At 40.7% G+C, this 15,464-nt stretch carries 16 protein-coding genes; 13 read left to right on the forward strand and 3 right to left on the reverse strand.

Translation table 11 applies throughout. From position 1 onward, the window contains the following. Positions 1-11: 11 nt before the first annotated feature. Both DYE26_RS29055 and DYE26_RS29060 read left to right on the forward strand, forming a co-directional pair. A complete protein-coding gene (locus DYE26_RS29055) occupies positions 12-3,092 on the forward strand; it encodes a CdiA C-terminal domain-containing protein (protein ID WP_036619880.1) in 3,081 nt (1,026 codons plus the stop codon). A 1-nt stretch (position 3,093) separates the two neighbouring features. After that, entirely contained in the window at positions 3,094-3,597 is a 504-nt protein-coding gene (locus tag DYE26_RS29060; protein WP_115311351.1) for a hypothetical protein, read from the forward strand. Between the two features lie 713 nt (positions 3,598-4,310). Here the strand turns inward: DYE26_RS29060 and DYE26_RS29065 are convergent. Further along, positions 4,311-4,514, reverse strand: a complete 204-nt coding sequence (locus DYE26_RS29065) for a helix-turn-helix domain-containing protein (protein WP_036619881.1) — start codon at positions 4,512-4,514, stop codon at positions 4,311-4,313. Positions 4,515-4,713: 199 nt separating this feature from the next. Here DYE26_RS29065 and DYE26_RS29070 point away from each other — a divergent pair, with 199 nt between their 5' ends. The 10 genes from DYE26_RS29070 (at position 4,714) to DYE26_RS29110 (ending at position 13,054) form a co-directional block, all read left to right on the forward strand. Continuing rightward, on the forward strand, positions 4,714-5,007 hold the full coding sequence (locus tag DYE26_RS29070; protein ID WP_036619882.1) for a DUF6809 family protein: 294 nt from the start codon (positions 4,714-4,716) through the stop codon (positions 5,005-5,007). 178 nt (positions 5,008-5,185) lie between these two features. Then, on the forward strand, positions 5,186-5,767 hold the full coding sequence (locus DYE26_RS29075) for a pentapeptide repeat-containing protein (RefSeq protein ID WP_240534214.1): 582 nt from the start codon (positions 5,186-5,188) through the stop codon (positions 5,765-5,767). A 26-nt stretch (positions 5,768-5,793) separates the two neighbouring features. Next, positions 5,794-6,309, forward strand: coding sequence for a hypothetical protein (locus tag DYE26_RS29080; protein WP_036619885.1), 516 nt, complete (start codon positions 5,794-5,796; stop codon positions 6,307-6,309). Further along, complete coding sequence (locus DYE26_RS29085) at positions 6,309-6,953, forward strand: DUF4280 domain-containing protein (protein ID WP_036619887.1); 645 nt, start codon at positions 6,309-6,311, stop codon at positions 6,951-6,953. Before DYE26_RS29080 ends, DYE26_RS29085 begins: the two co-directional genes overlap by 1 nt. Positions 6,954-6,971: 18 nt before the next feature. After that, complete coding sequence (locus DYE26_RS29090; RefSeq protein ID WP_036619889.1) at positions 6,972-10,139, forward strand: polymorphic toxin type 30 domain-containing protein; 3,168 nt, start codon at positions 6,972-6,974, stop codon at positions 10,137-10,139. A gap of 18 nt (positions 10,140-10,157) precedes the next feature. After that, the gene (locus DYE26_RS29095) at positions 10,158-10,598 is read left to right on the forward strand and encodes a hypothetical protein (RefSeq protein ID WP_036619891.1); all 441 of its coding nucleotides are present in this window, start codon (positions 10,158-10,160) and stop codon (positions 10,596-10,598) included. Positions 10,599-10,867: 269 nt separating this feature from the next. Continuing rightward, positions 10,868-11,170 carry a hypothetical protein gene (locus DYE26_RS29100; protein ID WP_036619894.1) on the forward strand — a complete coding sequence of 101 codons (303 nt, stop codon included), beginning with the start codon at positions 10,868-10,870 and terminating at the stop codon, positions 11,168-11,170. Between the two features lie 539 nt (positions 11,171-11,709). Then, a complete protein-coding gene (locus tag DYE26_RS29105; RefSeq protein ID WP_036619895.1) occupies positions 11,710-11,940 on the forward strand; it encodes a hypothetical protein in 231 nt (76 codons plus the stop codon). 333 nt (positions 11,941-12,273) lie between these two features. Next, on the forward strand, positions 12,274-12,486 hold the full coding sequence (locus DYE26_RS33215; RefSeq protein ID WP_127463414.1) for a hypothetical protein: 213 nt from the start codon (positions 12,274-12,276) through the stop codon (positions 12,484-12,486). A 346-nt stretch (positions 12,487-12,832) separates the two neighbouring features. After that, positions 12,833-13,054 (forward strand): hypothetical protein, encoded by a 222-nt coding sequence (locus DYE26_RS29110; RefSeq protein WP_036619898.1) that lies wholly within the window; start codon positions 12,833-12,835, stop codon positions 13,052-13,054. Between the two features lie 203 nt (positions 13,055-13,257). On the opposite strand, the gene DYE26_RS29115 is transcribed toward DYE26_RS29110, so the two are convergent. After that, positions 13,258-13,464: a helix-turn-helix domain-containing protein gene (locus DYE26_RS29115; protein WP_036619900.1), complete on the reverse strand. Its 207-nt coding sequence runs from the start codon at positions 13,462-13,464 to the stop codon at positions 13,258-13,260. A 203-nt stretch (positions 13,465-13,667) separates the two neighbouring features. Here DYE26_RS29115 and DYE26_RS29120 point away from each other — a divergent pair, with 203 nt between their 5' ends. Continuing rightward, on the forward strand, positions 13,668-13,955 hold the full coding sequence (locus tag DYE26_RS29120; RefSeq protein WP_036619903.1) for a DUF6809 family protein: 288 nt from the start codon (positions 13,668-13,670) through the stop codon (positions 13,953-13,955). 385 nt (positions 13,956-14,340) lie between these two features. Here the strand turns inward: DYE26_RS29120 and DYE26_RS29125 are convergent, their stop codons facing one another. Continuing rightward, entirely contained in the window at positions 14,341-15,456 is a 1,116-nt protein-coding gene (locus DYE26_RS29125) for an RNA-guided endonuclease InsQ/TnpB family protein (RefSeq protein ID WP_036627582.1), read from the reverse strand. Positions 15,457-15,464 lie beyond the last annotated feature (8 nt).

The following is a 15,464-nucleotide window of genomic DNA, read 5'->3' on the forward strand; positions in this document are numbered from 1 at the left end:
GGGAATAATGAATGGAAACGTGGCAGGAAGGAAACGAGTTCCAATTTCAATGGCCCTACAAATTAAAGGCGATACGTAGTCTCAAAATTGAAAGTAAGTTCAATGAGCATGTGAAATGTTCTTTAGTGGCGGAAATGGCCGAAGAGGATGCCGAGGTTTGTCTGCTGGAAGGAAGTTTTCAGGATAGTTTGAGGATCTTTAAGCGGACAGATGAGGGTAGTCAATATTGGTTTGCCGGGGGAATTACGAGCATTGAAATTGAAGTGGAGGGCGGCATCCCACATGTTAAAGTTGAGGCGTTATCCCGTTCTTATGCCATGGATTTCACCCCCCATAGCCGCTCCTTTCAAAACAAACATCTCACGTATACCGGGTTGATTCAGAAACTGGCGGCCATTTATCCGAAGGGGGATATTCTAAATGAAGCCACAAACCCGGGAGACACGATAGGCGAATTAATGGTTCAGTACCAGGAGACGGATTGGCAATTTCTGAAACGCCTTGCTTCCCGAATAGGAACGGTTATTTTGCCGGATGTGGTGATGGATGCTCCGCGCGTTTATTTCGGGGTTCCGGACTTTAAATGGGGGACGGTTATTCACGCCCAAAAGTATACGCTTCTCTCGAACCGGGCGGTTTATTTGGATCTTAAGGCGCATACGGAAGGGGGGACGCTGCAAGAAAACGATCTTATCAGCTACCTTGTTGTGACCGATCAATATTGCCAGGTGGGGGATAACGTTGGGTTCAAAGGGCGAATGTGGGTCATTGCAGAATCAGCGATTACGTACGAAAAAGGAACTACTTCCTATACATATTTGCTTGTTCAGCGCTCATCCCTCCGCCGTAAATCACGCCTGAATAAAGGGATTCAGGGTGTTGCCCTTGAGGGACGTGTGGTTAAACGGGCCAATAATATGGTCAAGGTGCACTTAGATATCGATAATGAACACGATGAATCAGGAAATTGGTGGTTTCCGTTTTCGCCGGAAGGGAACAATATTTTTCATTGCATGCCGGACGAAGGAGCACGAATCAAGATTTATTTTCCCAGCGGGATAGAGAAGCAATCCATAGCGATTAACTCCGTCCGCGGCAGAAGTGAGGAAATGACGTCCAGAACAGTGTTTCAGAAGCCGACCACCAAAGTATTCCATATGCCCGGCGAAGCGAAAATGGAACTCGGGGATGACGGGGTATTGTTTGAAAAAGGTACGGTACGAATTCATTTAAACCAGAACGATATTCGACTGGAAGCGGACAAACATCTATTCGTAACTGCAAGTAATAATTTGAATTTCGGATCCCGAGACGCGGTGATTGATTCTATTAAGCTGACAGCCAGTGATTTTATTACTTTTCAAACACTAGACTCGCAGCAGTCCGTCACGGTCCAAGGGAATCGGGTTGGTATCCGTTGCAAAGAACTCCACTTTGAGAAGGTGGAGATGGACTATATTGAATTGCTTACAGATGAGGAGCTTAAAGAGCTGTATGTTGACCAGCTTGTAGCCGAGTACTATGGGGATCTAAAAGACGTATACGCTATGGGAACCAGACCATCCAATAATATACAAACTAAAAGCGATATTGAAGCGAGCAAGCGAACTTTGGTGAACAATGATCCGGATGGCATAAAGAAAGCTCGGCAAAAAATGGGGCAGATGGAGGAAAGCGAACTCCGTAACCTGTATAAGAGAAAATTTGTTTCATCTTCGAATGGGGAGGAAACAACAGAGAAGGATCTGAAAGAAGAGAAGCAGAAGTATATCAATGCGTATAATCAGATAAAGGAGAAGAGACAGCAACAGTACGAGATTCAACATAAGGAAAGTGGAGAGGGAAGTCAAACTGCTTCAGTTCCGCCGTCCGTGCCGGAGTTATTGCAGCAGCCTAACGAAGGGAGTGAACAGCCCTCCAAAGGTAGTGCGCAGACTCTTTTAGGCAATGTGTTAGATGCATTTATGAAAGAGGCTGAACTGAACCTGATCATCCCACAAAAGCCCATTTATTTAAGTAAAACAGAAGATACAAATCCCTTGTATTCCCGATATACCTTTTTTCAGTTTCAGATCTCGCCTCAAATCATGTTTGCGGAAATGAACATTTTATTTGGTGCGGTAGCGATCGTGGGGGCGTTCTTCACTGGGGGAAGTTCGCTGCTCATGTTATCGCTTGCGGCAGGCGGAGCAGTTCTTGGAGTAGCGGACATAGGGATTAACGTGCAAAAGATAAATGATTTAAACGAAGGGAAAGACTACACAGATCCTACCTTTATGGGAATGAATCAAGATCTTGTAAATATAGCTGGGTTAGTCGTGGGTGCAGGAGAACTTGGGCTTGGACTAAAAGCTCTTCTGAAATCCGGGGATTTAGCAGCATATGCGCGGAATATTGATGAGTTGGACGAGGTATTGGACGCTGGGTTGAAGAGGGGACCGAAGAGTGGTAGTTTGATTGAGGAGACGGATAATGCTGCAAAGATACCTAGAACAGGACCAGAATGGGATGAGTATTTCCGTTCAAGGTATGGCGACCAGAATGTGGACTGGAAGACTAGTTCTGAATACAAACTGTATGGTGAAAAGCATATTCCTTATACACCTAAAATCAGACCAAATGCTGTAATTACAAAGCCTTCATTACCAAAGGGTGGGAAGCCCAAAGGAAACTATGCTAATGAAAAAGGTAAAAATGCTCGAGGACTAAAAAGACAAAATGAAGCCGCGAATGTGCTAGCTGAAAATGGATATCGCACGATAATGCTTGACGAAGTGCCCAATGGAAAATTTCGTGGAAACGGCTATGGTATTGATCCTGATAAAAGTCCGGATTTCATAATAGAGGGGCAAGTGTTTGATTGTTATGCTCCTGAATCCACTAAACTAAAGAACACACTTGACATACTTAGGGAAAAAACTACATTACAAGCTAGAAGAATAGTGTTAAATTTAAATGATTATCCTGTTGAAAATAGAACTGAGCTTATTGAGTTTATATTAAGTCAAACTCACAAGGATTTAAAACATTTAAATGAACTATTAGTCATTGAAGGTCGTCAAGTAACTAGAGCTTACTGGAGGTTTGAATAAGATGGATTTTCGTTTATCAATTGGTTCTAATTTGCCTAGAGAAGAATTGGGGAAATTGCTCTACGCTATGTTGTGCGAAGTGTTTTTTGTAGAATTAATTGATTATGAGGCAGAAGTATGGGCTAGTTCTTATACAGAACGCATAAATGTCGGTTGCACCTATTTTTCAATGAGTATTGATTTAGATGCTGAGGAAGACTATATTGAATATTTTCGAGAAATGAACCGCGAAGCATATGGTGTAAATACGAATGTTCTTATTAGTATTCAATTTATATCCAGTACGTTTGAGATCGGATGGGTAAAACTACTGGAAGTGATTGGAAAAATATTGCGATTGAACGATCAAGATTTGGTTTTGGAAGATGATTCCCCGGATTCATTACTGAAAAGAATTAAGGGGTCTTTACTTATCAAGGGTAATTTAGATGAATATCAAACATGGCTTATGAGTAAAGAAAATCTATCATTACTTAATTATCCGTATGAAGAAGAAGATTTTTAAAGACAGTGGGTATGGAAGGTAATTAAATTAATTCTGTCTGTTGATAAAATGACATAAGAGTTTGTAAGCAAGTTTTGTTTACCCATCGTTCAATACAATTAATAAACACCACAATACAAGCGGAATCGCCCGTGTTGTAGTGTTTTTTTGTCCTTGCCACTGTTTGGCGGTTGAATTCTATACCTTAAATATCGCTAAGCGTTACATTGAACAGGTCGACTGTGGACTAACATAAATGACCTGTTTTTTTGTTTTCTCACAGGTTTTTGAAAATGCTACGCAACTGTAGAATACGTCGCCCTGATAGAGAAGATTGGGAAGTTAAGGAACGAAATCACACTTTCTAGGATGGATAGCTTGACCACTTATAGTATAGATGGTCTGGACTGAAAAAGATTAGTTCTGACTGCAACATATCTAGAGATTGTAACGATGATTATGCTGTAAAGAAATCTCTGGTGACGACCAATTTACATGTTTTCGAAATCAGATAATAAAAAGGTCAATCATTTATACCATTGATTGACTCTTTTTATTATCCAAGAGTCTAAATTGTACAGAAAACAATAATGGTCCTAATTGAAATTTCCGACCCACTACATAGTTGGTAATGGAAAGCCAAATCCTAAATTCTAAAAGGAATGTAGGAGATAAAATATCCTATACCCTCATTGGAAAAAGATAATGTTAAAAGAAATCAGATAGAACTACAATTATTCTTCCATGTCAATCAGTTCATGAATGTGTATATTAAGCGCTTTGCATATTTGCTCAAGAGTACTGATATAAATTCTGTCCGTCGTCCCTCTGCAAAGGGCATTTATCGTTCCAGGACGCATATTAACCATAATTGCAAACTGACGTTGAGAAATATTCCGCTCATCTAATAGTTGTTGCAACTTAATTTTGATTTTCATTGTAATTTTCCCCCAAGTCTTATATAGAACAATATACCATGAATTAATAAAAAAGCATTGACTGTTACGTTGTAACGTCATATAATCAGTAGTGTGACGTTATAACGTAACACCGGAAAGTAGGGATAACGGCACTAGAAAAGAAATTGCGAATAATTCGAAAGTATCATTGAAATCTGTACGAAAGGGAGAATGAAAAATGAAAAGTATGCTGGAAGCATTGTATTGTGGTGAATTTCACCCGGAAGAGAAGATCGTCCCGAGGGATCCCGAGTTCCGTAGAATAAGAAGAGAGATATCCGAAGCCAAAGGAATGTGGAAAAGGAAACTGTCTACCGATAATTTCAATCAGCTTGAAGCGCTACTCGATTTGCACAGACAGACTGAGTCGATGCAGGCTACATCTTCTTTCGTAAACGGGTTTCAGCTTGGGGCGTTAATGATGATGGAAGTGTACGCAGCTAAGGAAGAACTTATTTATAGTTTAAGGTAATTGCAGTAAAAACCATTTTGAAAATTATAAGGTTTACAAAAAAAGCTTGTTTCTACTTTGTTAGTAGGAACGGGCTTTTCTTTCATTTGAGGTGTAGCTGGACAAAACCATCGATGACCACGCGAGGCTGACCTTTACCGGGATTATCCCGGAAGAGAAAGAGGATCAGTATGTGAAAATGGCGGGCGAACAGACGGATGTGGAGCTCCAATACACCGATGAGAACGGAAAAGCAAGACTCTGTTTCATGGCAACTCTTAAAGCTGCATATAAGGGGGAGCATATCCAGGGTGTGGAGGTGTCAGGCGGAAATTATGCTGAAATTAACCTGAACTATGCCCGGTTAGAACAGGTTAATTTCAGCCATTGTATCGTCCAAAACAGCTATTTGATCGGAACACGGTTCCAGCAATGCGATTGTCGAGGGTCCGATTTTCGCGGCTCCGTGATGATGGATGCGGATTTTCGTGATTGTGACCTGGAAGAAGCGTGGTTTGATCAAGTATACGCGGTTCGGGATTTAATGAATGAGGCCCGCGGCGTGATTTTCGGCGTTCACGGCGTATGTTTTCAGCGAGCTAATCTGACAAACGCCAGCTTTCGCGATGCCCAAGTGGCTGGGGACTTCACCTATGCTGAACTGGACGGCGTTGATTTTACCGGAGCGGACCTGACAGGCAGCCGTATGCTGCGGCGTGATGCTGAGCGGACAGCTTTAAGTGAAGAGCAGCGCAGCAGCATTTGCTGGGTAGAGGAATAGGCGATTATTTGAGAGGTGGGGAAACGGTGGAGTATTATGTCGTCAGTCATGATTCGCGCCTGGATGCGATGGGCGGGAATATTTTGTTCCCGGAGCGGGTATTAAGCGGGTTTGCGGCAGCTGAGGATTATGAGATGGCGTTTGTCCGGAAAGGGAGAAAACTGGAATACCGGAGTGTCATTGAGCTGCCGGTGTTTCTCGTTTCCGCGCAGGTACGCGAAATTTTGAGTCAATATGAACCTAACCTAGCCTACAAAACCCTCGTGGTCACGGACCAGACAACCTATACCCAAGTGTATTTTTGCTTGATCGATGTCCCCAAGGTGGATTGTATCTCACAAACGCACTCGGTAATCGAGCGGGGAATGGTCAGAGAGGCCGTTTTGGAGGAGGAGAAAATAAGCGGACTTCGTATGTTTTGGGCAGCAGGATTGCCGTTCCCGGGTCTAATTGTGCGTCTGGATGTGGCGGAAGCTTTGTTAAGACATAACTTGTATGGACTAAACCTACGAAGAATATGTTCGAAAGCAGGTGAAGCGTAATGAGCGGTACTTATAATCAGGCTAAATTAATTATGTTAAGTAAAGCAAGGATTAACGAGTTGAACACAGCGTGGAGAGATACGGAAACCTATATCACAAGCGGGGCATATATGCAATGTTCTTGCGGGACACACGAAGAGGTACTTAATAGAGTCACTAATAATGGAGTATACATTAATAAAAATCCAATGATGACTGTCAGGGATTGTAAGGTATCTACATCGAGAATCAAAGAGGGGGACAAGGCATTAGAGGAACTTGAAGGAAATATTGACGGGAACTTGTATTCTTTTGGTTACTGTCGAAGTGACCGTCATCCTGCATTTATAAAAGGAGAACAAACCGCTCCCGGCGCATATAGAGGCGAAGTAGATTATGATGTTGATTCCAGGACTAATATACCAGGAAAATTTATTTATCCATGCATCCCGGAATTTGCCACAAGTCTATCTGGTCCTACTGCCGATAGCAGCATGTGTATACAACCGGAGTGGCAGAATGGCAGCAAAACCGTATCGATCGATGGTGTACCTGTCTTAACGAGCAAATCTTGCCTGACTTGTGTAAAAGGCGGGCAGATCACCTTTTTAACGAATGGAATGGACATGCCTCCTTTGGAATTTGTCAAGCATTACGTGAAGTGATGAAGGAAGGTGAAGGGGATGGAGGAATGGTTTGAGGGGGACGGCTTTCGCTTAAAGTGGCCGTATCCGATTCAAGCGGTTCGCAGCTTGCGAGTGGAGCAGAAGTTTAATGAGCATACCCGGTGTACTTTAACCGTTGCGATGACGGATGAACAAGCCGAGCGGTGCATGATCGAAGCGGGATTTGAAGATAGCCTGCTCATTTGCAAACCCGGAAACCCACAGGATGAACATTGGTTTGCCGGGGGGATCTCGAACCTGGAGATGACGATGGAGGACGGAATTCCGAGTGTCACCGTAGAGGCGCTCTCCCGATCTTACGAGATGGATGTGCGGCGGAAGAGCCGTTCGTATCAAAACAAACAAACCACATACACCCAAGTGATTAAGGGACTAACTGAAGGCTACCGGAAAGGGGATGCGCAGAACGAAGCGACGGAACCGGGGGCTGTGCTTGGCGAACTGGTTGTGCAGTACCAGGAAACAGACTGGCAGTTTATGAAGCGGCTCGCTTCCCGCCTGGGGACGGTGATTTTACCGGATACGACGATGGATGCGGCGCGGATTTATTTTGGCGTACCGGATTTTTCCTGGGGGAAGGATCTTAAAGCAACGCAGTACTCGATGGAGCAAAACCAGGAAAGCTACTTGAGGTATCGGGAACAAGCCGCGGAAAATGGGGCCAAAATTCCGTCTGAAGCAGACTGGATCAGTTACCGGGCAAGGTCGAACCAATACTTCAGAGTTGGGGAGAATGTCGGGTTCAAGCGTCAGATCTGGGTGATCGCCGGATCGGTCATTACCTACGATAAAGGAACCATTCAATATGAATACGTGCTGGTCAAGCGGCAAGCGCTTCGCCGCAAGTCCCGCTTAAACAAGGCGATCCAAGGCGTAGCGTTGGAAGGCCGCGTGTTGAAACGGGCTAACAACATGGTAAAGGTTCATCTGGACATCGATAAGGAGCACGACGAATCGGGGAACTGGTGGTTCCCGTATTCGCCGGAAGGGAATAACATCTTTCATTGCCTGCCGGATGAAGGGGCGAGGATTAAGGTTTATTTCCCAAGCGGCATTGAGAAACAAGCGATAGCCATTAACTCGGTTCGTGGCGGCAGCGAGGAAATGAAGACGCGAACGGTTTTCCAGAAACCGACGACCAAAGTCTTTCATATGCCCGGGGATGCCAAGATGGAACTGGGCGATGACGGGGTGCTGTTTGAGAAAAATACGGTAAGCCTCAAATTAGATGGTGAAAATATTCGTTTATCTGCGGAAGAGAACATTGTGCTGATCGCGGTCAATACCGTTGAGCTGACCAAGACGGAATCGGCGTCCAAATTGGAATCGATTCGGATGAAGGCCAAGAGTGTCATTACGCACATGACGAATAAGGAGCAATTCGTTGAAATCGCGGGCAACCGGGTGCTCATTCAAAACAAAAAGGTGAACTTCGAGAAGGTTGACATGAACATCTTGGACATGCTGACGGATGAAGAAATCGAGGAGACTTATATTGAATATTTGTTAGAGAATGGGGCTATGCTCGAAGCCTACGGAGAAGCATTAACGAATAACGAAATCGTATATGATGATTATGATGCCTATAAGAATTTTGGTAAGGAAACTAAAAAAGTAGACTTGTCGCGAGAAACTGTAAGAAAGAAATTAACTGAAAAGATACAAAGCGATCCCGATTCAAAGAACACCGTGCGTAATGCCCTGAAAGGTCTAAAGGAAGCCGAGGCCCAGTCATATTATCTAAAAACAAATCGCCCGCCGGCAACAGACGGCAAAGGGGAAGAGAGAACAAATGATGAGATAAAGCAGGCTCACCAGGAATACGAGGCTGCCTATAAAAACTACAACATGATGAAGCGGGTTCAATATGATCTGAAAAAAGAAGCAGAAGGGCCGCCATCCTTTATGCTGGCGGAGAAAGCTCCGCCAAAGCAACAATTTCCGGGAATATTGGATGTTACCAAGGTGGTCGAGGAGGAACAATCACCAGAATATGAAGCGCTGAAGGACGAAATGCGCAAAAAAATGAACGGGGAGACAGCAGAAAAATTGACCCCGCTCGCCCAAGCAATGAATGCGCTAGGCCAAGGCTTGGAAAATAGCGATTTCTGGCTGGAGAACGTCATTCCCAAGAAACCGGATTATTTCAGCAAAAGGGATGAAACGGTTACCTACCTCTCGCGACTGAACTTTCTAAATACGGTTACTGTTCCCCAGAAACAAGCCGCAGCGCTCGGCATATTATTCGGTGTTGTCGCCATCGTGTTGGCGCTCCCAACGATGGGGAGTTCCTTGTATATAGCAGCCATTGGAGCCGCAGAAATCGCAGTGGGTGCCATGCAGATTAAAATAAGTTCAGATAAACTACGTGATCTGAACGCAGGGAACAACTATAGCAGTCCGAAAGTATTCGGGCTGGATCAGGAAGCAGTGAATACGGCAGATATCGTGGTAAGTTTAGTTGGCGTATCCGTCTTGTTCAAACCCAACTTGAAAGCCGCCGATACATTTAAGGATAGCCAAAGACTAGCGGCCCTTAAAGAAACCGCAGGTAATAAATACGCAAACTTCAAGAATACAATGAAAGATGCTAATATTAATCTGAATCCGCGGAATTATAATCTGGAATGGGAAAAAGCACCAGCGTTGAATACCGGATATGGTTCAGTGGGTAGGGGATTTGGTAGATTCCGTCTTGATCGTGTTGCGGACGAGCCGTTTATTCAGTTTAGTAGTAGCAGTGGCGGGGGCGGAGCGTTTGATGTAGCAAATATCGACTTAAATAAAATTGGTACTGGAGCGGTTGGTAACTTTCAAAACATTAAAGACTTAAATGACTTTATAACTAGGATACCTGCTAATGCTAAACAAATTCCTTGGAGGCAAGTGCCTGGAGGGGCTAAAGATGGAGTGAAATTCAGATGGGTTGATGGAACAGGAAAGACATGGGATGTTCGTGCACACAGTATTGATCCTACTGCACCGCCTGGAAGCAATGCTGCAAAAGGATGGATTTATAGAGTAGAAGTTAAACAAGTAAACCCAAAATGGAAGTGGACAATGGACTCAAGCGGGAACTTTCATAAAGAGAATGTACTTAGAGAGAGCAGCCCTTACTATAATGAGTCAATTGCTAATGAAACACATATCCCGTTTACTCCATAAATAAGTGAGGCGGAAAAATTGAACATAGAAGAACTTGAAGCTATACTTTCAGGTAAGGATAATGAAGAAAAAATAGAAATTTTAAGCCATCTTTGTGATATTTTCGAATCTTATAACACTGCAATTGATAATTTTGAAGATATAATTTTAACATTGCTTAATTTTGGGATCAAAGAAGATAATTTAGAATTAAAGGAGGAGATATTTAACACATTACTTACTGCAGCAACTTATAAAAATATTGATGGAATCAACTTTGATTTTTTAGCGGATAATCTTGAAAATCTGCCGGATGAATGTCTCCACTCTGCATTAACGACATTAAGCTTCACTTTTAAAAAGAAGTACTTGTCCTATTTGACCAAGTATCTGAATCATAAGAATGGAAGTATTAGAGCAGATGCAATAAATGCAATAAATGAAATTGAAGGATATTGGGCAAAAAGACAAGGTAAATAGTGCTTTGGTGTTTACTTTGTATCAGCAAGAAATACAAAACAACTAACAACCCGAAATGTCAAAAGGCACCAGATACCCTGTAAAACTTAAAAAGGCTTATTCCGTCTGAACCAAAAGAAGGAATTAGCCTTTTTACATAAAGTGGTTTTTAGCGGGAAATTAGATGACTAAGGTTTATTTATAACGCGAACAACAAAGATTGTACAATACAACCTATACACCAAAAAAACTACTATACCTTTGGGATACAGAATTAAAGGAGTAGAAAGTTGAGCAACGAAACGCCAAAGTACGAAAACTTCAAGTATTTTATAGAAAGTTATTTTAATTGGAGTATGGATTATGCAGATTTAGATAAGTTGATTGAAGAGTTTAAAAGTCGAGAATTACCTATATATATCAGAGGCCTATCTCAAGAAATTAATGTAATAAGTGAGCAATGTAATTGGAGTGAAATAAAGGAGTTTATTTACTTAAATGGTAGAAGAGATTTGAGTATAAAAAGAACTCAAGATATGATAGAACTATTGCAAAAAAAATTATTAGAAGAAAACACAAACTATACTTCTTAACGTAAATTCTTGTTAAATCGTTTAGACTAAATTTCAAAGGTTTATTCCAACTTGAACTAAGAGGAGGAATGAGCCTTTTTTCTATGAGAAAAATAAAAAGTGGAGTAGGAAATGGAAATAACTAGTACTAAAAAGGCTAGGTTTAAAAACTCAAGTACAATTGAAGTATGAGGCAATAGGTGATGAAAGAAGGGTCCAAAGACGTCGTTTTCCATGATGTCGGATTATGGTGGGGCGGAATGCGTTTTAGGATTTAATCCTGTACTTAAATAAAACCATCTTCATCAAAAGGAGGTTTTTTATGTTAAACTTCAATAGTTCTTGCTTCATCCTGCAGCCAAAACTATGCAATGGGATGAAATTAGAAGTCAACCAACAGATTATTTTATCAATATAAACGAAGAAAGGGTACAGGATGAATAGAATTAATTGATTCTTTTTATATTGAAGGTGCAATTGAAATTAAGTATTATGAACAGGAAATTATAGGAATTAAATATTGGGACTTGATTGATCAGCTTTGGAGTTACTTTATAAATATGATTGAAGAATATAAGATGAGTGGAAAGACAGAAACGTATTTTCCAGATATGCCCGTTAAAATAGAGTTAATAAAATTACAAAAAGGTATGATCAAATTCGTAGTAGCCGAAAATTCGTTCGTCTTTTCAGAGAGAGATTTTCTTTCAGAGACATTAAATAATGCCGCTCTATTTTTTGAGAGAATGCAAAGTTTAATTGATGATGTGGACTATACACATGATTTATAAGAGTATCTGAATTGAAAAAAAACACTATAAACCGATTTGAATATGAAGTTTTTTGAGATCAGATAATAAAAGGTCAATCATATTACACCATTGATTACCCCTTTTTATTATCTAAGAGTCTAAATTGTACAGAAACAATATTGGTCCTAATTGAAATTTCCGACCCCTTTAATGATTACATAGTTGTTAATGATAGAGAAGGGCCAGAGGTTCCTGAGAGGACGGGAGAATTTACTCATACATTTAAAATTAAACCAAATTTAGAAAAAATCGTAAATGAAAAAAACTTGAAGAGCCATTTCCTAGATCATAAAATTATCTTGGAAAAGTTTTTTGGAAAAATATCCAAAATGGTCACAAACACAAGGTACAGAGTTTTTGGAAGATATCAAAAAAATAATAGATGATGGATCTGTTAAGTACGAAGGCTTAGGAACATTAAATAAAACTATGACTGATCCATCCCATATTTATAGAGGAAACGGAATGACGGTTGTCATAAAACAAAATGGGGAATTTCATACTTTATTTGAATCTGGTACTTGAATGGATACAAAGATTCTAATAGTAGACTAAACAGGAGTTTAAGTTATGATAACTCTATTAAAAAAGATAATACAGGAAAATTAATTACATTGAAGATTTCTATCTTTCTGGTTTTTTTGCAGATGATGAAGAGCCTAAAATATTATATCCAAATTTATCATATGTCTACATTAAATTTGAGTCTGAGTATATTGAACTAGAACATGATAAACATGATTACAAAATACATGTTAGGGTTGTAAAAAAATTCAAACCTAACTATGAGGATGAAGGTTACCCAAATTGTATTTCTTCAATCACAAATCAAGTTCTAGTTTCGTCGGAGAAACAAAATAGAATAAACAAAATGATATTTTATGGATTGGAGGATATTGGTGATAGCTTGGTTTGTGATGCGCTTGAATTAGTCGTTGAAGGACAGACTATTTTCTTTGATCCTGAATTTCTTCGTGATATTACAATTGGTGGTGAGAGCCAAAAACAATGTTGGAAAGAAAATTTTGAAGAGTTTATCTTGCCTCATGTTGGAAACTTTCCAAAGAAAACATGTATTGAATTTGATTATTAAAGGCATTGCTGGTTGTTGGTATATAAAATTCGGCTTATTCCAATTTAAACTAATAGGAATAAGCCTTTTTACTATACCTAAGTATGTTCGACTTAACCGTAACCTAATAATATAGGAGTTCCTTTTGGAAATTTTGCTGGTTTAAAATTGGCTGTCGCTCCTGTTACCTGTCCTAAATAACGTTAGCCTACAGCTATATTTATTTAGTTGTCTTCCATTACAAGAAGTTCATGCAAGCTGATGTTGAGTGTTTTGCAAATCTGTTCCAGAGTATCGAAATAGGCGGCATTGACTTTATCGGAGCAGAGATGACTAACCGTACTTGGTCGGATATTCATTCTGCGGGCGAGTTCTCGCTGACTCATTCCCCGTTCTTCTAGGATTTCTTTTAAACGAAGCCGGATTGGCATTGATTAATTTCCCCCATAACGTTTTTTCGTTTCAGCTATTAATACTTTCTTCATGATATCATGAAAATTCTCTTAAATGTAACGGTGTACCGTGATACAATAAAAATATGATACGGAATGCCGTTACACTACATAATAAATCAACTACTTACAACGTGATTCTCTCCTTCAAGTACCAAAATACCCCTGAAAGGAAGATGGAAATGAAAAGCATGCTGGAAGCATTATATTGTGGTGAATTTCGCCCGGAAGAGAAGATCGTCCCGAGAGATTCCGAGTTCCGTAGAATAAGAAGAGAGATATCCGAAGCCAAAGGAATGTGGAAAGGGAAACTGTCTACCGATGATTTCAACCAGCTTGAAACGCTGCTCGATTTGCACAGACAGACCGAGTCGATGCAGGCTACATCTACTTTCATAAATGGGTTTCAACTTGGGGCGTTAATGATGATGGAAGTGTACGCAGCTAAGGAAGAGCTTCTTTATGGGTGAAGATAATTTGCGGTAACACTCGGCACTTCTAAAAGCTTGTTTCTACTTTTAGGGTGGGAGCAAGCTTTTTTAGCTATGAGGTAAAATTGGTTTAGGCTATTTATGTTCGTACCAGGTATTCAATATTACCGTAATATTAAACGTTTGATTACAAGGCTTGCATACTAGTATAATAATTTTATCGTAGTATATTAGGTAAGGTGAGAATGTCAACAACTCATGACTATAGTCACGAGCTTGTCTCTGCCTACATCGTAGACAGTGCTTGTGTTTTGCACATGCCTTTTAGACTTATTCCTAACCGGTAGTGCAAACGCACCTCACGGTGCTCCTACCTTAGCGTGCTGGAACATAAGGACGGTTGACCTCGCCCCTACGACAAGAGTTATACTCCTGCTGTAACTGTACCGATGTACTCTATTCCTTTGCGGTACAGATTCATTGCACCAATTCTGTCATCGTTAGAACAATAGTGACAGCTTCGGCATTCAAAGGTATGCGTCTTTTTGTTTCGATTTGCTCGTTCAATATGTCCACATTTCGGGCAGGTTTGAGAAGTATATTTAGGATCTAATGCGATGACTCGTTGTCCGTTCCGTTGAGCCTTATATTCTAACAGTTGACGGAACTGGTGAAATGCCCAGGAAACCAACACATAACGATGGCGCACACATACTTTTTCAGTTACTGAACGAACATGGTTTAAATTTTCGATCACAAAAAGAGTACTTTTCGGATAGGTTTCAACGAGTGCCTTTGTTATTTGATGGTTCACATCGGTAACATAACGGTTTTCTCTTGAACCGATTTGCTTTAGACGTTTACGGGCAGAGGGGCTTTGTCTCATCTGAAGTTGTTTGCGTAAGGCTTTATACTGACCTCGTTTGTGTTTAACCGTTCGTCCAGGATAAAACGTCGTCTTGTTTTGACTGTCGTAGGTTGTGGCAAGAAAGTTCATTCCGAGGTCAATTCCAACAATATGGTTGACATCCGCAAAATCTAATTCTGGGAACTCTTTGGTCATGGGAATGTGCAAGAACCATTTCTTATGTTTATAAACGAGCTTGGCCGTACCAAACTTCCACGTCCCATCAAAGAAGTGTTGCATTCCTTGTTTTTCGTAACGAAGCTTCAAACGTCCATCCAGTGTATTTAAGCTAAACATGTTAGAGTTCAAAGAATAATCTCGATTCCATACCAGATCATATTCAGGTAATTTGAATTTGACCAGGTTCCAATCGTGACCGCCTACTTGAGCAGATTTATAGCGGGCAATGACGGTTTTGATCACCGATTGCGCCATTTGACTTTTCAAACCAAAACGACTTCGAAGTTCTTGATAATACAAGTCATTGAGTGTACGCTGATTTAATTCTTTCGTTTTAAATACAATGACCGAAAGATAATTACAGGATTCACGATAGGCTTTTGTTGTTTTGATGAGCATTTCCGTATGTTCATGCGGGACATAGATTTGGATTTTCGCTGTAATAGTAGATATCCGATTCA

The organism is Paenibacillus macerans, from assembly GCF_900454495.1.
Classification (GTDB): Bacteria; Bacillota; Bacilli; order Paenibacillales; family Paenibacillaceae; genus Fontibacillus; species Fontibacillus macerans.

Excerpts from the sequence above, each read along its gene's own strand:
- DYE26_RS29110 (WP_036619898.1), top strand. The coding sequence starts at position 12,833 with ATGATATTTTATGGATTGGAGGATATTGGTGATAGCTTGGTTTGTGAT.
- DYE26_RS29055 (WP_036619880.1), top strand. The coding sequence starts at position 12 with ATGGAAACGTGGCAGGAAGGAAACGAGTTCCAATTTCAATGGCCCTAC.
- DYE26_RS29075 (WP_240534214.1), top strand. The coding sequence starts at position 5,186 with ATGGCGGGCGAACAGACGGATGTGGAGCTCCAATACACCGATGAGAAC.
- DYE26_RS29105 (WP_036619895.1), top strand. The coding sequence starts at position 11,710 with ATGATTGAAGAATATAAGATGAGTGGAAAGACAGAAACGTATTTTCCA.
- DYE26_RS29065 (WP_036619881.1), bottom strand. The coding sequence starts at position 4,514 with ATGAAAATCAAAATTAAGTTGCAACAACTATTAGATGAGCGGAATATT.
- DYE26_RS29115 (WP_036619900.1), bottom strand. The coding sequence starts at position 13,464 with ATGCCAATCCGGCTTCGTTTAAAAGAAATCCTAGAAGAACGGGGAATG.
- DYE26_RS29120 (WP_036619903.1), top strand. The coding sequence starts at position 13,668 with ATGAAAAGCATGCTGGAAGCATTATATTGTGGTGAATTTCGCCCGGAA.
- DYE26_RS29070 (WP_036619882.1), top strand. The coding sequence starts at position 4,714 with ATGAAAAGTATGCTGGAAGCATTGTATTGTGGTGAATTTCACCCGGAA.
- DYE26_RS29060 (WP_115311351.1), top strand. The coding sequence starts at position 3,094 with ATGGATTTTCGTTTATCAATTGGTTCTAATTTGCCTAGAGAAGAATTG.
- DYE26_RS29085 (WP_036619887.1), top strand. The coding sequence starts at position 6,309 with ATGAGCGGTACTTATAATCAGGCTAAATTAATTATGTTAAGTAAAGCA.
- DYE26_RS29090 (WP_036619889.1), top strand. The coding sequence starts at position 6,972 with ATGGAGGAATGGTTTGAGGGGGACGGCTTTCGCTTAAAGTGGCCGTAT.